The organism is Pseudomonas sp. GL-RE-29, assembly GCF_019947275.1.
In the GTDB taxonomy this organism is placed as follows: Bacteria; Pseudomonadota; Gammaproteobacteria; order Pseudomonadales; family Pseudomonadaceae; genus Aquipseudomonas; species Aquipseudomonas fluorescens_A.
Genome location: NZ_JAGYGD010000002.1, coordinates 146555 through 169337, shown reverse-complemented (window position 1 = coordinate 169337; position 22783 = coordinate 146555). Strand labels below are relative to the sequence as shown.

Sequence of the window (22783 nt, the reverse complement as noted above, 5' to 3'; positions counted from 1 at the left end):
CCACATCGCCGCTGAGTGCCAATTTGGGCGACAGTCCGGCGCCCTTGTACGCTCGCGTCAAACAAATGATCACCCAGCAAATTGACAGTGGAAACTGGCCGCCGCACTACCGCGTGCCGTCCGAAAGCGAGCTGGTCAGTCAGCTAGGCTTCAGCCGCATGACCATCAACCGAGCCCTGCGCGAGATGACCGCCGACGGTCTGTTGGTGCGCATGCAAGGCGTTGGCACGTTCGTCGCCGAGCCAAAAAGCCAGTCCGCATTGTTTGAAGTGCACAACATCGCCGACGAAATCGCCTCCCGTGGCCATCGCCACACCTGCAAGGTCATCACCCTTGAAGAAGAGGCTGCCGGTTCCGAGCGCGCGCTGGCCCTGGACATGCGCGAAGGCCAGAAAGTTTTCCACTCGCTGATCGTGCATTTCGAAAACGATATTCCGGTGCAAATCGAAGACCGTTTCGTCAACGCACTGGTCGCGCCGGACTACCTCAAGCAGGACTTCACCCTGCAAACGCCTTACGCCTATTTGAACCAGGTCGCGCCGCTGACCGAAGGCGAGCACGTGGTCGAGGCGATTCTGGCCGAGTCGTCCGAATGCAAGTTGCTGCAGATTGAAAAAGGCGAGCCGTGCCTGTTGATTCGTCGCCGCACCTGGTCCGGCCGTCAGCCCGTGACCGCCGCCCGTTTGATACACCCCGGTTCCCGTCATCGTCTGGAAGGTCGCTTTCATAAATGAGCAGTTTGAAAGTTCTACGCGCCAAAGATTACCCGCGCATGCCGTGGAAGAACGGCGGCGGCAGCACCGAGGAAATCACCCGCGATGCCGGGACTGGCCTGGATGGTTTCGGCTGGCGCCTGTCGATTGCCGACATTGGTGAGTCGGGCGGGTTTTCGACGTTCGCCGGTTACGAGCGGATCATCACCGTATTGCAGGGTGACGGCATGACCTTGTCGGTGGACGGTCAAGTCACGCGGTCGTTGTTACCGATCGATCCGTTTGCCTTCAGTGGCGAAAGCAAAGTCTCCTGCACTTTGCTCGGTGGACCGATCCGCGATTTCAACCTGATCTATGCGCCGCAGCGTTACAGCGCAAGGTTGCAGTGGCTGGATGGTGAGCAGCGGTTTTTCAGCGAGGCCGGCACAGTGCTGGTTTTCAGTGTCAGTGACACGCTGGGAGTGAGCGTTGGTAACAGCGTCCAGCAACTGGGTCGCCATGATTGCCTGCAATTCGACGGTAACAACGGCTTGCTGGAAGTCTCCAGTAATGGTCCGTGCTGCGTGATCGAGCTGATCGCACGCTGATTCAAAACCCTTAAAAGATCGCAGCCTTCGGCAGCTCCTACAGGATCGATGTTGTCCACAAATTGTGTGGTGCACATGATCCCTGTAGGAGCTGCCGAAGGCTGCGATCTTTTGCTATTTAAACGTTCCTAAAAGCGCACCACTTTGTTACCGAACGCCCCAGCGTGGCGCAAAACCACGCTCAAGTAACAATTAACACCTCCTCAAAAAAATCCCCGCAAAAAATTTCATCTTCGCCAGAACCCTTGATCCAGGCGCTCTCCAGCCGCTCCAGAATTATTCTTGAACACCCATCCAACAAGTTGGCCGCTTGATTGCATATGCTTGTATGTACAAGTAAAGACGTATGCGTATGAGTCGATTCGAGACTCCCCGCAACGTCCACTGATTCGCTTGCTGCGCTTTGACGCGCACAGGCTGGCTTACCCACCGCCAGGGTTGGTTTGGATTGATCGCTGAGGAGTCTTTTTCGTGACTGACAATAAACCTACGAAGTTTCGTGACGTTGAAATCCGCGCTGCCCGCGGTAACAAGCTGACCGCCAAGAGCTGGCTGACCGAAGCGCCGCTGCGCATGCTGATGAACAACCTCGACCCGGAAGTCGCCGAGAACCCTAAAGAACTGGTGGTTTACGGCGGTATCGGTCGTGCGGCACGTAACTGGGAATGCTACGACAAGATCGTCGAGAGCCTGACCAACCTGAACGACGACGAGACCCTGCTGGTGCAATCCGGCAAGCCGGTCGGCGTGTTCAAGACTCACACCAATGCTCCACGCGTGCTGATCGCCAACTCCAACCTGGTTCCGCACTGGGCGAGCTGGGAGCACTTCAACGAACTGGACGCCAAAGGCCTGGCCATGTACGGCCAGATGACCGCCGGCAGCTGGATCTACATCGGCAGCCAGGGCATCGTCCAGGGTACCTACGAAACCTTCGTCGAAGCCGGCCGCCAACATTACAACGATGACCTGAAAGGCAAGTGGGTACTGACCGCTGGCCTGGGCGGCATGGGTGGGGCTCAGCCACTGGCCGCAACCTTGGCCGGCGCTTGCTCGCTGAACATCGAATGCCAACAGGTGAGCATCGATTTCCGTCTGAAAAGCCGCTATGTCGACGAGCAAGCCACTGACCTCGACGACGCGCTGGCTCGCATCGAAAAATACACCAAGGAAGGCAAGGCGATCTCCATCGCTCTGCTGGGCAACGCGGCAGAAATCCTGCCTGAACTGGTCAAGCGCGGCGTACGCCCGGACATGGTCACCGACCAGACCAGCGCCCACGACCCGCTTAACGGTTACCTGCCTGCCGGCTGGACCTGGGACCAGTACCGCGCTCGCGCCAAGACCGAGCCGGCCGCTGTAATCAAAGCCGCCAAGCAATCGATGGCCGTGCACGTTAAAGCGATGCTGGACTTCCAGAAAATGGGCGTGCCGACCTTCGACTACGGCAACAACATCCGTCAAATGGCGCAGGAAGAAGGCGTGGAAAACGCATTCGACTTCCCGGGTTTCGTACCGGCTTACATCCGTCCGCTGTTCTGCCGTGGTATCGGCCCGTTCCGTTGGGCTGCACTGTCGGGCAACGCTGAAGACATCTACAAGACCGACGCCAAGGTCAAAGAACTGATCCCGGACGACGCGCACCTGCACAACTGGCTGGACATGGCCCGCGAGCGCATCAGCTTCCAGGGTCTGCCGGCGCGTATCTGCTGGGTTGGCCTGGGCCTGCGCGCCAAGCTGGGCCTGGCATTCAACGAAATGGTTCGCAGCGGCGAGCTGTCCGCGCCAATCGTCATCGGTCGCGACCACCTGGACTCCGGTTCGGTATCGAGCCCGAACCGCGAAACCGAATCGATGCAGGACGGTTCCGACGCTGTGTCCGATTGGCCATTGCTCAACGCTCTGCTGAACACCGCGAGCGGCGCGACTTGGGTTTCCCTGCACCACGGCGGCGGCGTCGGCATGGGCTTCTCCCAGCACTCGGGCATGGTGATCGTCTGCGACGGTACTGACGAAGCGGCCGAGCGTATCGCTCGCGTGCTGCACAACGACCCGGCCACTGGCGTTATGCGTCACGCCGATGCCGGTTACCAGATCGCCATCGACTGCGCCAAGGAACAAGGGCTGAACCTGCCGATGATTACTGGCAAGTAATGCTTGCCCTGTAGGAGCCGGCTTGCTGGCGATAGCATCTGTGCGGTGCACCAGTTACACCGCGCCGCATGGATCGCCAGCAAGCCGGCTCCTACAGGGGATCACACCAACACCGAATAACAATCCACAGAGGTTGAACCATGGCTGTTAACAGCGAGCGTGCAGGCAGCAAACCGTTGATCGAGAAACGCTCGATCGACTACATCCCGGAAGCGGAAAGACACGGTCGTCTGTTCAGCCAGTTCACCTTGTGGATGGGTGCCAACCTGCAGATCACCGCGATTGTCACCGGGGCTTTGGCCGTGGTGCTGGGCGGTGATGTGTTCTGGTCGTTGATCGGTCTGTTGATCGGCCAACTGCTCGGCGGCGGCGTGATGGCGCTGCATGCCGCGCAAGGGCCCAAGCTTGGCTTGCCGCAGATGATCTCCAGCCGGGTGCAGTTCGGCGTCTACGGTGCGGCCATCCCGATTGTGCTGGTGTGCCTGATGTACCTGGGCTTTACCGCAACGGGCACGGTCCTTTCCGGCCAGGCGCTGGGTCAGTTGTTTGGTGTCAGCGACAGCGTCGGTATCCTCATTTTTGCCAGTGTCATCGTGCTGGTCACGGTGCTGGGCTATCGGGTGATCCATTGGATCGGCCGTGTCGCCAGTGTCATTGGCGTGATTGCCTTTGTGTATCTGTTCAGCCGCCTGATGACCCAGGTGGACGTTGGCGCACTCCTGCAAATCCGTCACTTCAGCTGGAGCAGCTTCCTGCTGGCGGTGTCGCTCGCGGCGTCCTGGCAGATCGCTTTCGGCCCCTACGTGGCTGACTACTCACGCTACCTGCCGAGCACCGTTTCCTCGGTGAAAACCTTTTTCGCTGCGGGTGCGGGTTCGGTCATTGGCGCGCAAGTGGCGATGATCCTCGGCGTGTTTGCCGCCGCTTCGGCCAACGGCCAATTCGCCGGTCACGAAGTAGCCTACATCGTCGGTCTGGGCGGTACCGGTGCCACCGCTGCGCTGCTGTACTTCAGCATCGCGTTTGGCAAGGTCACCATCTCCACGCTGAACTCCTATGGCAGCTTCATGTGCATAGCGACCATCATCAGCGGCTTCCGTGGTGAGCTGAAAGTCACGCGCTTGCAGCGTCTGGCCTTCGTGCTGGTGATTGTCGGTGCAGCGACCCTGATGGCATTGCTCGGCCAGCACTCGTTCCTCGGTGCGTTCAAGTCCTTCATCCTGTTCTTGCTGGCGTTCTTCACGCCATGGAGCGCGATCAACTTGGTGGACTACTACTGCATCACCCGCGAGCGCTATGACGTGCCGGCGCTGGCCGATCCGAATGGTCGCTACGGCCGTTGGAACGCCCTCGGTATCAGCGTCTATGTTTTCGGTGTGCTGGTGCAGCTGCCGTTCATCTCCACCAAGTTCTACACCGGCCCGCTGGTGGCTGCGCTGGGTGACGTGGATATTTCCTGGATCATCGGTCTGGTGATTCCCGCAGCCCTGTATTACGTGTGTGCAAAAAAATGGCACGGCAGCGTGCCCGATCAAATGATTCTGCCGGTCGAGCAGGACAGCGTTGTACAACCTAAAACAAGCGGGGCCGGTCGCGCTGCGGCGCAGGCCTGATTTGGACGTGGACAGGGCTGGATGCCTCTTGACTGCCGTAAGCCAATTCATGATTAGGAGCGTCACACAATGAAATCGAACAAGACCCTGCTGACCACTTTGCTTTCCATGGGCCTGCTGGCCAGCGCTGGCGCCACTCAGGCGGCGGGTTGGTGCGAGTCGGGCAAACCGGTGAAATTCGCCGGCCTGAACTGGGAAAGCGCCATGCTCCTGACCGACGTGATGCAAGTCGTGCTGGAGAAAGGCTACGACTGCAAGACCGACAGCCTGCCGGGCAACTCCATCACCATGGAAAACGCCTTGAGCAGCAACGACATCCAGGTGTTTGCTGAAGAATGGGTCGGCCGCAGTGAAGTCTGGAACAAGGCCGAGAAGGCCGGCAAAGTCGTCGGTGTCGGCGCGCCGGTGGTCGGTGCCATCGAAGGCTGGTACGTGCCGCGTTACGTGATCGAAGGCGACGCCAAGCGTAAGCTGGAGGCCAAGGCGCCGGACCTGAAAAACATCGCCGACCTGGCCAAATACTCCGCCGTGTTCAAGGACGCTGAAGAGCCTGCCAAGGGCCGTTTCTACAACTGCCCGGCCGGTTGGACCTGTGAGCTCGACAACAGCGAAATGCTGAAAAGCTACGGCCTGGAAAGCACCTACACCAACTTCCGCCCAGGCACCGGCCCGGCGCTGGATGCCGCGGTGCTGTCGAGCTACAAGCGTGGCGAGCCGATCCTGTTCTACTACTGGTCGCCAACCCCGCTGATGGGCCAGATCGACGTGGTGAAACTCGAAGAGAAACCCGGTGTGAACAAGACCGTGGATATCAAGGTCGGCCTGTCCAAGACTTTCCACGAAGAAGCACCGGAACTGGTGAGCGTGCTGGAAAAGGTCAACATTCCAATCGACCTGCTGAACCAGAACCTGGGTCGCATGACCAAAGAGCGCATCGAGTCGCCAAAACTGGCCAAGATCTTCCTGAAGGAACATCCTGAAGTCTGGCACGCATGGGTGAGCGAAGACGCAGCCAAGAAAATCGACGCAGCGCTTTGAAAACTACTGCGCTCGGCAATACTGCGTTGAAAGCAGACTCGAAATGCTCATTGACTAAAGTCAACTCCGCTTTCTCGCCTGCTTTCGCCTTGTCTTGCCTTCGCTCGCTACGTTTTCAAACAGCTTGTCTATAAGGGCAAGCTTTTAAGCACCGCTTGCGGTGCTTAAAAGCCCTTGATTGAGAGTCTCTTATGTTTCCCGAAAGCTTTACCTTTTCCATCGCCGACTGGGTCAACGGTTGGGTCGATTCGCTGGTCACCAACTACGGCGACGTGTTCCGCCACATCTCCGACACCCTGTTGTGGGCCATCGTCAATCTTGAAGGGCTGCTGCGTGCGGCGCCCTGGTGGCTGATGCTGGCGATCGTCGCCGGCGTGGCCTGGCATGCGACCCGTAAAGTCGTGACCACGGCGGTTATCGTCGGTCTGCTGTTCCTGGTGGGTGCGGTCGGCCTCTGGGACAAGCTGATGCAAACCCTCGCGCTGATGATGGTGGCGACGATCATTTCGGTGCTGATCGGCATTCCGCTGGGCATTCTCTCGGCACGCAGCAATCGTCTGCGTTCGGTGCTGATGCCGCTGCTGGACATCATGCAGACCATGCCGAGTTTCGTGTACCTGATCCCGGTGCTGATGCTGTTCGGCCTGGGCAAGGTCCCGGCGATTTTCGCCACCGTGATCTACGCCGCACCGCCGCTGATCCGTCTGACCGATCTGGGTATTCGCCAGGTCGACGGCGAAGTGATGGAAGCGATCAACGCCTTCGGTGCCAACCGCTGGCAGCAACTGTTCGGCGTGCAACTGCCGCTGGCCCTGCCGAGCATCATGGCGGGTATCAACCAGACCACCATGATGGCCCTGTCGATGGTGGTGATCGCCTCGATGATCGGTGCCCGTGGCCTGGGTGAAGACGTGCTGGTGGGGATTCAGACCCTCAACGTCGGACGTGGGCTGGAAGCCGGCCTGGCGATCGTGATTCTGGCCGTAGTGATCGACCGCATTACACAGGCGTACGGTCGTGCACGGCATGAGGTGAGCAAATGAACAACGCAACCGTGAGCAAGATCGAAGTCAAAAACGTCTTCAAGATTTTCGGCAACCGTTCCAAGGAGGCGCTGGCCATGATCGGCCAAGGCAAGACCAAAGATCAGGTGCTGTCCGAAACCGGCTGTGTGGTCGGCGTGAACGATTTGTCCCTGAGCATCGGCAGCGGCGAGATCTTCGTGATCATGGGCCTGTCCGGCTCCGGCAAATCCACCCTGGTGCGTCACTTCAACCGCCTGATCGACCCGACCAGCGGCGCGATCCTGGTGGACGGCGTGGACATCCTGCAATACGACATGGAAGCCCTGCGCGAATTTCGCCGGCGCAAGATCAGCATGGTGTTCCAGAGTTTCGGCCTGCTGCCGCACAAGAGCGTGCTGGAAAACGTCGCCTATGGCCTGAAGATCCGTGGCGAGAGCAAGCAAATGTGCGCTGAGCGCGCGCTGCACTGGATCAACACCGTGGGCCTCAAGGGCTACGAAAACAAATACCCGCACCAGCTCTCGGGCGGCATGCGTCAGCGTGTCGGCCTGGCCCGCGCACTGGCGGCGGACACCGACATCATTCTGATGGACGAAGCCTTCAGTGCCCTTGATCCGCTGATCCGCGCGGAGATGCAGGACCAGTTGCTGGAACTGCAAAAGACCCTGCACAAAACCATCGTCTTCATCACCCACGACCTCGACGAGGCCGTGCGCATCGGCAACCGCATCGCGATCCTCAAGGACGGCCGCCTGATCCAGGTCGGCACGCCAAGGGAGATCCTGCATTCGCCGGCGGATGAGTATGTCGACCGGTTCGTGCAGCGTCGGGCTGCGGTGGTTTAAAAGTGGGTGGCGGGACCGCTTTTGTGGCGAGGGAGCTTGCTCCCGCTCGAGCGCGAAGCGGTCGCAAAATTTTGGGGCCGCTACGCAGCCCAGCGGGAGCAAGCTCCCTCGCCACAGGTGTCACATGTCCATGAATTTTGTATGAGGCTCCAGATGTCCCAGGCTGAAAAAATCGTTATCACCGAAGCGCAGGTCACTTGGCAGGACGTGGTCGCCGTCGCCCGTCATGGCGCACAGCTTGAGCTGTCCCCCCAGATCTGGGCACGCATCGAAAACGCGCAGGCGATCGTCCAGCGCATCGTCACCAGCGGCGAACGCGCCTACGGCATCAACACCGGCCTGGGTGCGCTGTGCAACGTCTCGCTGCAGGACGAACAACTCAGTCAGTTGTCGCGCAACACCTTGCTCAGCCACGCCTGTGGCGTAGGTGCACCGCTGACCAACGAGCAAACCCGCTCGATCATGTGCGCTGCCGTCGTCAACTACAGCCATGGCAAATCCGGCCTGCATCGCCAAGTGGTCGAAGCACTGCTGGCGCTGCTCAATCGCGGCATCACCCCGCAAGTGCCGTCCCAGGGTTCCGTGGGTTACCTGACCCACATGGCGCACATCGGCATCGCGCTGCTGGGCGTCGGCAATGTCAGCTATCGCGGGCAGATCGTTTCCGCGCAGCAGGCGTTGGCGGAAGAAGGCCTGCAACCGGTCAAGCTGGGTGCCAAAGATGGACTGTGCCTGGTCAACGGCACGCCATGCATGACGGGCCTGAGCTGCCTGGCCATTGCTGACGCCGCGCATCTGCTGGAATGGGCCGACGTGATCGGTGCCATGAGTTTTGAAGCGCAGCGCGGGCAGATCGACGCCTTCGATGCCGAAATCATCGCGCTCAAACCGCACCCGGGCATGCAGCAGGTCGGCATCAACTTACGCGCATTGCTTGATGGCAGTGAAGTGATCGCCAGCAGCAAAGGCATTCGCACCCAGGACGCCTTGAGCATTCGCTCGATCCCGCAGGTACACGGCGCCGCTCGCGACCAACTGCTGCATGCGACCAAGCAAATTGAAACCGAACTCAACAGCGCCACCGACAACCCGCTGGTGTTGGGCACCGCGGACAACTACCGCGTGGTTTCCCAAGCCAACCCCCACGGCCAGTCCGTCGCAATGGCCGCGGATCTGCTGGCGATTGCCATGGCGGAAATCGGCTCCATCGCCGAGCGTCGCCTGGATCGGTTGATCAACCCGCACGTCAGCGGCCTGCCAGCGTTCCTGGTAGCCAACCCGGGTGTGAATTCCGGGATGATGATCGTGCAATACGTCGCCGCGTCGCTGTGCGCGGAAAACCGCCAATTGGCGCAACCGGCGGTGCTCGACAACTACGTCACTTCGGGCCTGCAGGAAGATCACCTGAGCCTGGGCACCAACGCCGCGCTGAAGCTGCATCGCGCCCTGGAAAACTGCACGCAGATCCTCGCCATCGAGTACTTGCTGGCGGCCCAGGCGTTCGAATTCCTCAAGGAGCAACGTTTCGGTGCCGGCACCGATGCGGCGTGGCGACTGCTGCGTGAGCGCGTCCCGGCCTACGATCAGGACCGCTGGTTGGCGCCGGACATCGCTGCCGCTGCCGGTGTCTTGAAAGAAGCGAATTTGCTGCACAAGGCTTTGCCGAACCTGAACTGATTTCTACATAAGCCAGCGTGCCAAGGCGCCAGCCCCCCAAAAGGTGGGAAGCGACGGACAACGGACATCTCCGGAGCGTCTGGTTAGTTAATAAAACTCTCAAAAGGAGAATGAATGTGACTGCGCTTAATTTGATCCCTGGCCAACTGACCCTCGCCCAACTGCGTGAGGTGTATCAGCAACCGGTGAAACTGACCCTCGACAACAGCGCCTCGGCCCAGATCGAAGCCAGTGTCGCCTGCGTGGAACAGATCCTCGCCGAGAACCGCACCGCCTACGGCATCAACACCGGTTTCGGCCTGCTGGCCTCTACCCGTATCGCCAGCGAAGACCTGGAAAACCTGCAACGCTCGCTGGTGCTGTCCCACGCCGCCGGTGTCGGCCAGCCGATCAGCGACGATCTGGTGCGCTTGATCATGGTGCTCAAGGTCAACAGCCTGAGCCGTGGTTTTTCCGGCATCCGCCGCGTTGTGATCGACGCGCTGATCGCCCTGATCAACGCCGAGGTTTACCCACACATTCCGCTGAAAGGCTCGGTTGGTGCATCCGGCGACCTGGCGCCTCTGGCTCACATGTCGCTGGTGCTGTTGGGTGAAGGCAAGGCGCGCTACAAAGGCGAGTGGATGGAAGCCACCGAAGCGCTGAAAGTCGCCGGACTGACGCCGCTGACCCTGGCCGCAAAAGAAGGCCTGGCGCTGCTTAACGGTACTCAGGTGTCCACCGCATTTGCCCTGCGTGGCCTGTTCGAAGGTGAAGACCTGTTCGCCGGAGCCCTGGCGCTCGGTGGCTTGACCGTTGAAGCCGTACTCGGCTCGCGCTCGCCATTCGACGCCCGCATCCACGCGGCTCGTGGCCAGAAAGGCCAGATCGACGCCGCTGCCGCGTATCGCGATCTGCTGGGTGAGCGCAGTGAAGTCTCTGACTCCCACGAAAACTGCGAAAAAGTGCAGGACCCGTACTCCCTGCGCTGCCAGCCGCAAGTTATGGGCGCCTGCCTGACTCAATTCCGTCAGGCGGCCGAAGTGCTGGCCGTCGAGGCCAACGCGGTCTCCGACAACCCGTTGGTTTTCGCGGCTGAAGGCGACGTGATCTCCGGCGGCAACTTCCACGCCGAGCCAGTGGCCATGGCCGCTGACAACATGGCCCTGGCCATCGCTGAAATCGGCTCCCTGAGCGAGCGCCGCATCTCGTTGATGATGGACAAGCACATGTCGCAACTGCCGCCGTTCCTGGTGGCCAACGGTGGCGTGAACTCCGGCTTCATGATCGCCCAAGTGACCGCTGCCGCACTGGCCAGCGAGAACAAGGCGCTGTCCCATCCGCATTCGGTGGACAGCCTGCCAACCTCCGCCAACCAGGAAGACCACGTGTCCATGGCTCCGGCGGCGGGCAAGCGTCTGTGGGAAATGGCCGAGAACACTCGCGGGATTCTGGCGGTGGAATGGTTGGCGGCGGTTCAGGGTCTGGACTTGCGCAACGGCCTGAAGACCTCGCCGAAACTGGAAAAGGCGCGGGCGATTCTGCGCAACGAAGTGCCGTTTTATGAGAAGGACCGGTTCTTTGCGCCGGACATCAATGCGGCGAGCGAGCTGCTGGCGTCGCGGTGCTTGAACGAGCTGGTTTCGGCCAAGTTGCTTCCTAGCCTCTAAGGGCCCCATCGCGGGCAAGCCCGCTCCCACAGGGATCTGGTGTGAACACAAAAATTACAGACACCCGGGTCACTGTGGGAGCTGGCTTGCCAGCGATTCGATTTTGAACAAGACGAGGAACCCGGGATGAAAACCCTCTGGCAACACTGCCACGTCGCAACCATGGCGCAAGGCGTCTACTCGATCATCGAGGACGCGGCCATCGTGACGTCCGGTGCGCTCATTGAATGGGTTGGCCCGCGCGCTGAACTGCCGGCGGGCGAGTACCCGGCCGTCAACGACTTGAAAGGGGCCTGGGTCACGCCGGGCCTGATCGATTGCCACACCCACACGGTGTTCGGCGGTAACCGCAGCGGCGAATTCGAGCAGCGTCTGCAAGGCGTCAGCTACGCGGAAATCGCCGCAAGCGGCGGCGGCATCGCCAGCACCGTGCGCGCCACGCGCGCGGCCAGCGAAGACGAGCTGTTCGCCAGCGCCGCCAAGCGCTTGAAAAGCCTGATGCGCGACGGCGTGACCAGCATCGAGATCAAATCCGGTTACGGCCTCGACCTGGCCAACGAGCGCAAGATGCTGCGTGTAGCCCGTCGCCTCGGCGCCGAACTGCCGGTCAGCGTGCGCGCCACTTGCCTGGCCGCTCACGCCTTGCCCCCGGAATACAAGGATCGCGCTGACGATTATATCGATCACATTTGCGCTGAAATGCTCCCGGCCCTGGCCACCGAAGGGTTGGTGGATGCGGTCGATGCGTTCTGCGAATACCTGGCGTTTTCGCCAGCGCAGGTCGAACGCGTGTTCATCACCGCGCAAGAACTGGGCCTGCCGGTAAAGCTGCACGCTGAACAGTTGTCGTCCCTGCACGGCTCGACACTGGCGGCGCGTTACCACGCACTGTCCGCCGATCATCTGGAATTCATGACCGAAGACGACGCCATCGCCATGGCCCAGTCCGGCACCGTCGCGGTTTTGCTGCCCGGCGCGTTCTATTTTCTGCGCGAAACCCAGCTGCCGCCGATGGAAGCCCTGCGCAAGCACGGCGTGAAAATCGCCATCGCCAGCGACCTCAACCCGGGCACCTCGCCGGGATTGTCGCTGCGCCTGATGCTGAACATGGCCTGCACCTGTTTTCGCATGACCCCGGAAGAAGCCTTGGCCGGCGCGACGATCCATGCTGCCACCGCGTTGGGCATGGCCGACACTCACGGTTCCCTTGAGGCCGGCAAGGTCGCGGATTTTGTTGCCTGGCAAATCGATCGTCCGGCCGACCTGTCGTACTGGCTGGGCGGCGATCTGGAAAAACGCGTCGTGCGTCACGGCGTCGAAACGAGCGTTTAGGAGAACAGTTGTGGATAAGGTTCTGAACTTCAAACAAGGCCGCGTACCGCTGCTGATCAGCATGCCCCACGCCGGTGTGCGCCTGACGCCGGCAGTCGAGGCCGGGCTGATCCCCGACGCGAAAAGCCTGCCGGACACCGACTGGCACATCCCGCAGCTTTACGATTTCGCCGCCGAACTGGGCGCCAGCACCCTGGCCGCCGAGTACTCGCGGTTCGTCATTGACCTGAACCGTCCGTCCGACGACAAGCCTTTATATGTCGGCGCTACCACCGGTCTGTATCCGGCGACATTGTTCGACGGCATTCCTTTGTTCCGTGAAGGAATGGAGCCTTCGAAAGAAGAACGCGCGACCTACCTGGAACAGATCTGGACGCCGTATCACGGCACCTTGCAGAACGAGCTGGCGCGACTGAAAGCCGAGTTCGGCTACGCATTGCTGTTCGACGCGCACTCGATCCGCTCGATCATTCCGCACCTGTTTGACGGCAAACTGCCGGACTTCAACCTCGGCACCTTCAATGGCGCAAGTTGCGATCCACAGCTGGCGACGCAACTGGAAGCGATCTGCGCCGGGCACCCGGACTACAGCCATGTGCTCAACGGGCGCTTCAAGGGTGGCCACATCACCCGGCATTACGGCAACCCGGCGGAAAACATCCATGCCGTGCAACTGGAGTTGGGGCAGTGCACGTATATGGAAGAGTTCGAGCCGTTCCGTTATCGGCCGGATCTGGCCGAGCCGACTCGGGTGGTATTGAAAGAGTTGTTACAAGGTTTGCTCACGTGGGGTAAGGAACTCTACAAACGCTGAATCCCAACGCGATTCCCTTGTAGGAGCTGCCGCAGGCTGCGATCTTTTGATTCTGATTTTCAAGATCAAAAGATCGCAGCCTGCGGCAGCTCCTACAGGGGACATGCTCATTGGCGTAATTCGGGTTTATGATGCCCAACGGCAGAATAATAGAAGTCCCCCCAGGGATGACCTCGACCCCTTACGGAGCGCGCAATGCAGACTTTGTACCCGCAGATCAAACCCCACGCCCGGCACGATCTGGCCGTCGACGAAACCCACACGCTGTATGTTGACGAAAGCGGATCGCCGGAAGGTTTGCCGGTGGTGTTCATTCACGGTGGCCCGGGTGCCGGGTGTGATGCCCAGAGTCGGTGCTACTTCGATCCCAATCTGTATCGCATTGTTACCTTCGACCAGCGTGGTTGCGGTCGCTCCACGCCGCACGCCAGCCTGGAAAACAACACCACCTGGGATCTGGTTGCCGACCTTGAGCGCATCCGTAAACACCTGGGCATCGACAAATGGGTGCTGTTCGGCGGTTCCTGGGGTTCGACCCTGGCGCTGGCTTACGCGCAAACCCATCCGGAGCGTGTGCACGGTCTGATCCTGCGCGGGATTTTTCTCTGCCGTCCGCAGGAAATCGAGTGGTTCTATCAGGCCGGCGCCAGCCGTCTGTTCCCCGATTACTGGCAGGACTACATCGCGCCGATTCCACTGGATGAGCGCGGCGACTTGCTCACGGCTTTCCACAAGCGCCTGACCGGCAACGATCAGATCGCCCAAATGCACGCGGCCAAAGCCTGGTCCACCTGGGAAGGCCGGACCGCGACCCTGCGCCCGAACCCGCTGGTGGTCGACCGTTTCTCCGAGCCGCAACGTGCGCTGTCCATCGCCCGCATCGAGTGCCACTACTTCACAAACAATGCCTTCCTTGAGCCGAACCAGTTGATCCGCGACATGGGCAAGATCGCCCATTTGCCCGGCGTGATCATCCATGGCCGCTACGACGTGATCTGTCCGCTGGATAACGCCTGGGAATTGCATCAAGCCTGGCCGAACAGCGAGCTGCAAATTATCCGTGACGCCGGCCATGCGGCCGCCGAACCGGGGATTACCGATGCCTTGGTGCGCGCTGCCGATCGGATGGCCCGACGCCTGCTCGACCTGGCCCCCGACGAAGCATGAAGGGCCTGTTGCAGCGCGTGCGTGGCGCGCGAGTCGAGGTAGCGGGCGAGGTGGTGGGCGCAGTCGATCAGGGGTTGCTGGTGCTGGTGGCGGTCGAGCCCGAGGACACTCGGGCCAGCGCCGACAAACTTCTCAATAAGCTGCTTAACTATCGAGTGTTCAGCGACGCCGAGGGCAAGATGAATCTGTCCTTGGCGGATGTGGGCGGCGGGTTGCTGCTGGTCTCGCAGTTCACCCTGGCCGCCGACACAAAGAGCGGGTTGCGCCCGAGTTTCTCTACCGCGGCGCCTCCGGCCCTGGGCGAGGAGCTTTTCGACTATCTATTAGGCAAAGCGAAACAGGTGCATGGCACTGTGGCATCAGGTAGATTCGGCGCGGATATGCAGGTGCACCTGGTCAATGATGGCCCTGTCACCTTTCTGTTACAGACCTGAAAGCGCTTGAAACATCTTTTTAAGCGCTTTTCGACTGAAAACAGGCGTTTTTACCGATAAATACTTTGTTACCCCTGATGCGTTGTAACGCGGCCTACTAGATAATCGCGCGCTACGGGGATCAGCGTTCGTTGGTCCATTTTGACTTAGGTAGAGACTTGTCCGGATCCGATTGGGGAATCATTTTGACCCAGCGGAGTCGGAACAATGCTCGCCAACTTGGCAAGAGTGGTCTGCAAGGCCGGTTTTTTTCTACCGGACACCGTGCGGATCCTTTAACTGGCCGTTGGTTTTTTGATCTGTTTTCGGCGAGGGTTGCTCGTGATTGTTAGTCCCTGTAACGCACCAAAAATGTCTGCCAAACGGTTACGTAGCGCTCTGGTAGCGGGCTCTGCACTGCTCTGCCTGCTCAGCGCCGGTCAGCTTTGGGCATTCAATCTGGATGATGTGTCGGTCAAGGCAAAAGAGCTGGCCGGGCAGAAGTACGAAGCTCCGCGCAGTAACCTGCCGACTGAATTCCGTGAAATGAAATTCGCGGACTATCAGAAAATTCGTTTCCTGACTGAAAAGGCTGAGTGGGCGGACCAGAAGACCCCGTTCAAGCTGTCGTTCTATCACCAGGGCATGCACTTCGATACGCCGGTGAAAATCAACGAAATCACGGCTAACACCGTCGAAGAGATCAAATACGACCCAAGTCGTTTCGATTTCGGCGATGTGAAATTCGATCCAAAAGCCACCGAACAACTGGGCTACGCCGGTTTCCGTGTGCTGTACCCGATCAACAAGGCCGACAAACAAGACGAAATCATGACCATGCTCGGCGCGAGTTACTTCCGCGTTGTCGGCAAGGGTCACGTTTATGGCTTGTCTGCTCGCGGCATGGCGATCGACACCGCATTGCCGTCCGGCGAAGAATTCCCGCGTTTCCGCGAGTTCTGGATTCAACAACCGAAGCCGGGCGACAAGCACCTGGTGATCTTCGCGTTGCTGGATTCGCCTCGCGCGACCGGTGCCTATCGCCTGACCCTGCGTCCGGGCAGCGACACCATTGTCGACGTCAAGGCACAGATGTTCCTGCGTGACAAAGTCACCAAGCTTGGCGTTGCGCCGCTGACCAGCATGTACCTGTTCGGCGCCAACCAGCCTTCGAAAGTGCTGAACTATCGTCGCGAACTGCATGACTCCAGCGGTCTGTCGATCCATGCCGGCAACGGCGAGTGGATCTGGCGTCCGTTGAACAATCCGAAACACCTGGCCGTCAGCAACTTCTCGGTCGAGAACCCGCGCGGTTTCGGCTTGCTGCAACGTGGCCGCGACTTCAGCCACTACGAAGACCTCGACGACCGTTATGACAAGCGCCCAAGCGCCTGGATCGAACCGAAAGGCGATTGGGGCAAAGGCTCCGTCGATCTGGTAGAGATTCCGACCGCCGACGAGACCAACGACAATATCGTGGCCTTCTGGAGCCCGGAAAAGTTGCCTGAACCTGGCCAGCCGCTCGATGTCGCATATCGTATGCACTGGACCATGGACGAAGCAGCGATCCATGCCCCGGACAGCGCCTGGGTCAAGCAGACCCTGCGTTCTACCGGCGACGTTAAACAGTCCAACCTGATTCGTCAGCCGGACGGTAGCGTTGCGTATCTGGTGGACTTCGAAGGTCCGTCCCTGGCGGCACTGCCTCCGGAAACGGATGTTCGCAGCCAGGTCAGCGTCGGCGATAACGCCGAGCTGGTAGAGAACAGCGTGCGTTATAACCCTGAAACCAAGGGCTGGCGCCTGACCCTGCGCATGAAGATCAAGGACCCGAGCAAGGCCACCGAGATGCGCGCCGCACTGGTCCAGAACATCGTGCCTGCCGATCTCGCGAAGTCTTCCGTTCCGGCGTCCACTTCGTCCGTTGCCAAGGCTGACAAGGTTGCCGCCAAGCAGGCGGAAAAAGCCGACAAGGAAGCCAAGGCCGCCGAGGCCAAGCAGGCCGACGCCAAGCCAGTTGCAGATGCCAAGGAAAAGGCCAACACCGACGCCAAGCAGCCTGCAGCTGCCGACGCGGTCCCAGCCACACCGGAATCGGCACCGACTGAAGAAGTCCTGACCGAGACCTGGAGCTATCAGTTGCCTGCCGATGAGTAATTCCCAAGTACAGCCAGAGTCGCTTTCCGAGTACCTGGCTCACCTGCCGATGACCGACCAGCAGCGCGCGGAACTCGCGGGTTGCAAGTCTTTCAGCGAGTTGCACGAACGTCTGTCGTCTTCGACATTCGACGCCCCGACCGAGGCCGCCCAGGCATCGGTCGGCAAGCGCCTTACCCTGAGCACCGCCGAAGAATTGCAGGACGCCGAAATGCTGGCGCTCGACGCCAGTGGTCGGGTCGTCCTCAAGGCGACCCCGCCGATTCGTCGGACCAAGGTCGTGCCGGAGCCCTGGCGTACCAATATCCTGGTGCGTGGCTGGAGGCGTCTGACCGGTCGCACCAACCCGCCGAAGCCGCCGAAGGATGAGAACGTTCTGCCGGCGGCGCGCTGGCGCACTGTCGGTTCGATCCGCCGCTACATTCTGTTGGTACTGATGATCGGTCAGACCATCGTCGCCGGCTGGTTCATGAAAGGCCTCATGCCATACCAGGGCTGGTCGTTTGTCGACCTCGAAGAAGTCCTGCACCAACCGTTGCTGCAGACCGCCACACAAGTACTGCCCTATGCGTTGCAGACCAGCATCCTGATCCTTTTCGGAATTCTGTTTTGCTGGGTCTCCGCCGGTTTCTGGACCGCGTTGATGGGCTTCCTTGAGTTGCTCACCGGTCACGATAAATACCGCATTTCCGGCAAAAGCGCCGGCAACGAGCCGATCCCGAAGGACGCACGCACCGCGCTGGTGATGCCGATCTGCAACGAAGACGTGCCGCGGGTATTCGCCGGTCTGCGCGCGACGTTCGAGTCGGTCGCGGCCACGGGTGACCTGGATCGTTTCGACTTCTTCGTCCTCAGCGACAGTAACGACGCCGACATCTGTGTTGCCGAGCAGCAGGCCTGGCTGGACGTCTGCCGCGAGGCGGGTGGCTTCGGCAAGATCTTCTACCGCCGCCGTCGCCGTCGCGTAAAACGTAAAAGCGGCAACCTCGATGACTTCTGCCGTCGCTGGGGCGGTGACTACAAATACATGGTCGTTCTCGACGCCGACTCGGTCATGAGCGGTGAGTGCCTGACCAGTCTGGTGCGCTTGATGGAAGCCACCCCCGACGCCGGGATCATCCAGACCGCGCCGCGGGCGTCGGGCATGGACACCCTTTATGCGCGCATGCAGCAATTTGCGACCCGCGTGTATGGCCCGTTGTTCACCGCCGGCCTGCACTTCTGGCAGTTGGGCGAATCGCACTACTGGGGCCACAACGCGATCATCCGCATGAAGCCGTTCATCGAGCACTGCGCCCTGGCGCCGTTGCCTGGTAAAGGCGCGTTCGCCGGTGCGATCCTGTCCCACGACTTCGTTGAAGCCGCGCTGATGCGCCGTGCCGGTTGGGGTGTGTGGATTGCCTACGACTTGCCGGGCAGCTACGAAGAACTGCCGCCGAACCTGCTGGATGAACTCAAGCGTGACCGTCGCTGGTGCCACGGTAACCTGATGAACTTCCGCCTGTTCCTGGTAAAAGGCATGCACCCGGTACACCGTGCGGTATTCCTGACCGGCGTGATGTCTTACCTGTCGGCACCGTTGTGGTTCTTCTTCCTCGTGCTGTCGACGGCGCTGCTGGCGGTCAACACGCTGATGGAGCCGCAGTACTTCCTCGAACCGCGCCAGCTCTATCCGCTGTGGCCACAATGGCACCCGGACAAGGCAATTGCGTTGTTCTCGACCACTATCGTGCTGCTGTTCCTGCCGAAGCTGTTGAGCATCATCCTGATCTGGGCCAAGGGCGCGAAGGAGTTCGGTGGCAAGTTCAAGGTGACCCTGTCGATGCTGCTGGAGATGCTGTTCTCCATGCTGCTGGCGCCGGTGCGGATGATTTTCCACACCCGTTTCGTACTGGCCGCATTCCTCGGCTGGGCCGCGACCTGGAACTCGCCGCAGCGTGACGACGACTCCACGCCGTGGAGCGAAGCGGTAAAACGCCACGGTCCGCAAACCTTGCTCGGCTTCTTATGGGCCTTGCTGGTGATCTGGCTGAACCCGAGCTTCCTCTGGTGGCTGGTGCCGATCGTCGGTTCGTTGATGCTGTCGATCCCGGTTTCCGTGATCTCCAGCCGTGTTGGCCTGGGCCTCAAATCCCGTGACGAGAGCCTGTTCCTGATCCCTGAGGAATACAATCCGCCACAAGCGTTGCTCGCCACCGACCAATACACCCACGAAAACCGCTGGCATGCGCTCAACGACGGCTTCGTCCGTTCGGTGGTCGACCCGCAGCAGAACGCCCTGGCGTGCTCGCTGGCAACTTCCCGACACAATAAGGCTGAGCCGATCGAATGGCTGCGGATCGAACGTGTGCGGCACGCGATGAAGGTTGGGCCTGAAGGCCTGACCAACAACGAGAAGGTGCAACTGCTGAGCGACCCGGTCGCTTTGGCTCGCCTGCATGAGCAGGTGTGGAACGAAGGTCACCCCGAGTGGCTGGGCGCATGGCGCAAGTCGGTCAAGGCCGATCCCCATGCACCGTTGCTGCCGCTCAAGCCGCTGAGCGTTCAGCCTCAGTTGGCGTAAAAAGATCGCAGCCTTCGGCTGCTCCTACGGTGATCCGGTTGACCACAAAAATGTGGTTCAACCCGGCCCCTGTAGGCGCTGCCGGAGGCTGCGATCTTTTGCTTTCAAGATCCCCCGCCTACCAACAATTCCCGCCTAAACCCTTGTGCAATCGAGCGAGTGCGATAGCATCCGTCCCCGAATTGGTGCGCCCGGACCTTTTTTTGTCCGTATCTGCCTGTTTTCACTGGAAAACTGTCGATTTCGCGCCGCAAACGCAATGGTTTTGGGGACTTGAAGATGAAGAAGTATCTGTCGATGCTGCTGGTCGGCGTCACGGCATTGGTTGCAATCAACACGGCGCAGGCTGGTGCGATTGATGACGCGGTCAAGCGCGGCACCTTGAAAGTCGGCATGGACCCGACCTACATGCCGTTCGAAATGACCAACAAACGCGGCGAGATCATCGGTTTCGAAGTCGACATCCTCAAAGCCATGTCGAAGGCCATGGGCGTCAAACTGGAGCTGGTTTCGACCGGTTACGACGGCATCATCCCGGCCCTGCTCACTGACAAGTTCGACATGATCGGCAGCGGCATGACGCTGACCCAGGAACGCAACCTGCGCCTGAACTTCAGCGAACCGTTCATCGTGGTCGGCCAGACCCTGCTGATCCGCAAGGAGCTGGAAGGCACCATCAAGTCCTACAAAGACCTGAACACCGCCGACTACCGCATCACCTCCAAGCTCGGCACTACCGGTGAAATGGTGGCCAAGAAGCTGATCTCCAAAGCCAAGTACCACGGCTACGACAACGAGCAGGAAGCCGTGCTCGACGTGGTCAACGGCAAGGCCGACGCCTTCATCTACGATGCGCCTTACAACGTCGTGGCGGTGAACAAGGTCGGCAACGGCAAACTGGTGTTCCTCGACAAGCCGTTCACCTACGAGCCCCTGGCCTTCGGCCTGAAGAAGGGTGATTACGACAGCATCAACTTCATCAACAACTTCCTGCACCAGATCCACGAAGACGGCACCTACGATCGCATCCATGACAAGTGGTTCAAGAGCACCGAGTGGCTCAAGGACATGGAATAAGGCCTGTCTCTGTGGCGAGGGAGCTTGCTCCCGCTCGGCTGCGAAGCAGTCGCAAACCGGATGACTCGTTCTACCCGACGTTGCGCGGTAGCTGATTTCAGGGCTGCTTCGCACCCCAGCGGGAGCAAGCTCCCTCGCCACAGAGGGAGCGAGCACCCTGATCGTTATGGATTTATCCTTAAATGAAACAGAAAAAAGCCCAATGGCCCTGGCACGTGCTGACCGTGGTGGTGCTGATCGGCCTGGCCAGTGCCTTGTATTACGCCACCTCGCTGATGTCCTACGAATGGCGCTGGAACCGCGTGCCGCAATACTTCGCCTACCACGCGGAAGAGTCCCAGCGCGCCGCCGACATCTCGACCGTCAGTGAACTGGTGCGCAAGGGCGACAAGGCTGAAGTCACCCTGCGCAATGACGCTGGCGATGAGCAGCACCTGACCGTCGATGAAAACAGTCTGCAAGTTGCCCAGGGCGATGATGTGGCTGAGGGCGACGTGATCGGCGTCACCCGTCATTGGGCCGCAGGGCCGCTGATGTGGGGCCTCTGGACCACCTTATGGCTGTCCGTTGTTTCCGGCGTGCTTGGCCTGTTGATCGGTCTCGCCACCGGTCTGTGTCGGCTATCGAACAACCCGACCCTGCGCGACCTTTCGACGATTTATGTCGAACTGGTACGCGGCACGCCGCTGCTGGTGCAGATCTTCATTTTCTACTTCTTCATCGGCACGGTGATGAACCTGTCTCGGGAATTCGCCGGGATTGCCGCGCTGTCGCTGTTCACCGGCGCCTACGTGGCGGAGATCATCCGCTCCGGTGTGCAGTCGATCGCCCGTGGCCAGAACGAAGCCGCACGCTCCCTGGGTTTGAGCGCTGGCCAGTCGATGCGTCACGTGGTGCTGCCGCAAGCGTTCAAGCGCGTACTGCCACCGTTGGCCGGGCAGTTCATCAGCCTGGTGAAAGACACTTCGTTGGTGTCGGTGATCGCGATTACCGAGCTGCTGAAAAGTGGTCGTGAAGTCATCACCACTTCGTTCTCACCGTTCGAAATCCTGTTCTGCGTCGCCGGTCTGTACCTGTTGATCAACCTGCCGCTGTCGAAAATCGCCAGTCGGCTTGAGCGGAGGCTCGCGCAAAGTGATTGAAGTCCGCGATCTGGTAAAAGTCTTCGACACCCGTGGCCAGGTGGTACGCGCGGTGGATAACGTCAGCACGAATGTCGCCAAGGGCGAAGTGCTGGTCGTCATCGGTCCGTCCGGCTCCGGAAAATCGACCTTCCTGCGTTGCCTCAATGGCCTTGAAGAGTTCGACTCCGGCTCGGTGAGCATCGACGGTCTGCAACTGGCCGACCCGAAAACCGATGTAAACGCCTACCGCCGCGAAGTCGGCATGGTGTTCCAGCACTTCAACCTGTTCCCGCACATGACCGTGCTGGAAAACCTCTGCCTGGCGCAAAAAGTCGTGCGCAAGCGCGGCAAGAAAGAGCGCGAGGCCAAGGCCATGGCGCTGCTGGAAAAGGTCGGTATTGCGCAGAAGGCCAACGAGTTTCCGTCACGCCTGTCCGGCGGCCAGCAACAACGCGTGGCGATCGCCCGCGCGCTGGCGATGGAACCGAAGGTCATGCTGTTCGATGAGCCAACCTCGGCGCTGGACCCGGAAATGGTCGGCGAAGTGCTGGACGTAATGAAAAACCTGGCCGTCGAAGGCATGACCATGGTCTGCGTCACCCACGAAATGGGCTTCGCTCGGGAAGTGGCAGATCGGGTGTTGTTCTTCGATCACGGCAAGTTGCTGGAAGACGCCTCGCCGGCGGAGTTCTTCGATGCGCCGAAGGATCCGCGGGCACAGGCGTTTTTGCGACAAGTCCTGTAACTGCGGCGTCCTCTCGGACGCCATCGCTGGCAAGCCAGCTCCTACAGTGAATGGGGTTGAACACAAACTTTGTGATCGCCTGCAAACCTG

At 60.2% G+C, this 22783-nt stretch carries 18 protein-coding genes; all 18 read left to right on the top strand.

Annotated elements, in window-relative coordinates:
* Positions 1-65 precede the first annotated feature (65 nt).
* The 18 genes from hutC (at position 66) to KGB21_RS02435 (ending at position 22693) form a co-directional block, all read left to right on the top strand.
* Positions 66-734: a histidine utilization repressor gene (hutC, locus tag KGB21_RS02520; protein WP_263386106.1), complete on the top strand. Its 669-nt coding sequence runs from the start codon at positions 66-68 to the stop codon at positions 732-734.
* Positions 731-1300: a HutD family protein gene (locus KGB21_RS02515; RefSeq protein WP_223503424.1), complete on the top strand. Its 570-nt coding sequence runs from the start codon at positions 731-733 to the stop codon at positions 1298-1300. The genes hutC and KGB21_RS02515 overlap by 4 nt, the downstream gene beginning before the upstream one ends.
* A gap of 471 nt (positions 1301-1771) precedes the next feature.
* Positions 1772-3454 (top strand): urocanate hydratase, encoded by a 1683-nt coding sequence (gene hutU / locus KGB21_RS02510; RefSeq protein ID WP_223503422.1) that lies wholly within the window; start codon positions 1772-1774, stop codon positions 3452-3454.
* 140 nt (positions 3455-3594) lie between these two features.
* Entirely contained in the window at positions 3595-5067 is a 1473-nt protein-coding gene (locus KGB21_RS02505; RefSeq protein WP_034148576.1) for a purine-cytosine permease family protein, read from the top strand.
* 69 nt (positions 5068-5136) lie between these two features.
* Positions 5137-6105 (top strand): ABC transporter substrate-binding protein, encoded by a 969-nt coding sequence (locus KGB21_RS02500; RefSeq protein ID WP_034148577.1) that lies wholly within the window; start codon positions 5137-5139, stop codon positions 6103-6105.
* A 191-nt stretch (positions 6106-6296) separates the two neighbouring features.
* The gene (locus KGB21_RS02495; protein WP_034148578.1) at positions 6297-7148 is read left to right on the top strand and encodes an ABC transporter permease; all 852 of its coding nucleotides are present in this window, start codon (positions 6297-6299) and stop codon (positions 7146-7148) included.
* Positions 7145-7975 (top strand): glycine betaine/L-proline ABC transporter ATP-binding protein, encoded by an 831-nt coding sequence (locus KGB21_RS02490; RefSeq protein WP_223503421.1) that lies wholly within the window; start codon positions 7145-7147, stop codon positions 7973-7975. Before KGB21_RS02495 ends, KGB21_RS02490 begins: the two co-directional genes overlap by 4 nt.
* Before the next feature lie 153 nt (positions 7976-8128).
* The gene (gene hutH / locus KGB21_RS02485) at positions 8129-9652 is read left to right on the top strand and encodes a histidine ammonia-lyase (RefSeq protein ID WP_223503419.1); all 1524 of its coding nucleotides are present in this window, start codon (positions 8129-8131) and stop codon (positions 9650-9652) included.
* Positions 9653-9762: 110 nt separating this feature from the next.
* Positions 9763-11301: a histidine ammonia-lyase gene (hutH, locus tag KGB21_RS02480; RefSeq protein ID WP_223503417.1), complete on the top strand. Its 1539-nt coding sequence runs from the start codon at positions 9763-9765 to the stop codon at positions 11299-11301.
* A gap of 126 nt (positions 11302-11427) precedes the next feature.
* Positions 11428-12633 carry an imidazolonepropionase gene (hutI, locus tag KGB21_RS02475; RefSeq protein ID WP_223503415.1) on the top strand — a complete coding sequence of 402 codons (1206 nt, stop codon included), beginning with the start codon at positions 11428-11430 and terminating at the stop codon, positions 12631-12633.
* A 10-nt stretch (positions 12634-12643) separates the two neighbouring features.
* Positions 12644-13447, top strand: a complete 804-nt coding sequence (hutG, locus tag KGB21_RS02470; RefSeq protein ID WP_223503413.1) for an N-formylglutamate deformylase — start codon at positions 12644-12646, stop codon at positions 13445-13447.
* A gap of 195 nt (positions 13448-13642) precedes the next feature.
* A complete protein-coding gene (gene pip / locus KGB21_RS02465; protein WP_223503411.1) occupies positions 13643-14614 on the top strand; it encodes a prolyl aminopeptidase in 972 nt (323 codons plus the stop codon).
* Positions 14611-15048, top strand: a complete 438-nt coding sequence (dtd, locus tag KGB21_RS02460; RefSeq protein WP_034148582.1) for a D-aminoacyl-tRNA deacylase — start codon at positions 14611-14613, stop codon at positions 15046-15048. Before pip ends, dtd begins: the two co-directional genes overlap by 4 nt.
* 351 nt (positions 15049-15399) lie before the next feature.
* Positions 15400-17184, top strand: a complete 1785-nt coding sequence (locus KGB21_RS02455) for a glucan biosynthesis protein G (protein ID WP_172668671.1) — start codon at positions 15400-15402, stop codon at positions 17182-17184.
* The gene (gene mdoH, locus KGB21_RS02450) at positions 17177-19747 is read left to right on the top strand and encodes a glucans biosynthesis glucosyltransferase MdoH (protein WP_223503409.1); all 2571 of its coding nucleotides are present in this window, start codon (positions 17177-17179) and stop codon (positions 19745-19747) included. Before KGB21_RS02455 ends, mdoH begins: the two co-directional genes overlap by 8 nt.
* Positions 19748-20026: 279 nt before the next feature.
* A complete protein-coding gene (locus tag KGB21_RS02445) occupies positions 20027-20824 on the top strand; it encodes a transporter substrate-binding domain-containing protein (protein ID WP_223503407.1) in 798 nt (265 codons plus the stop codon).
* A 182-nt stretch (positions 20825-21006) separates the two neighbouring features.
* Positions 21007-21966, top strand: coding sequence for an amino acid ABC transporter permease (locus tag KGB21_RS02440; protein ID WP_223503406.1), 960 nt, complete (start codon positions 21007-21009; stop codon positions 21964-21966).
* Complete coding sequence (locus tag KGB21_RS02435) at positions 21959-22693, top strand: amino acid ABC transporter ATP-binding protein (protein ID WP_034148587.1); 735 nt, start codon at positions 21959-21961, stop codon at positions 22691-22693. The genes KGB21_RS02440 and KGB21_RS02435 overlap by 8 nt, the downstream gene beginning before the upstream one ends.
* Positions 22694-22783 lie beyond the last annotated feature (90 nt).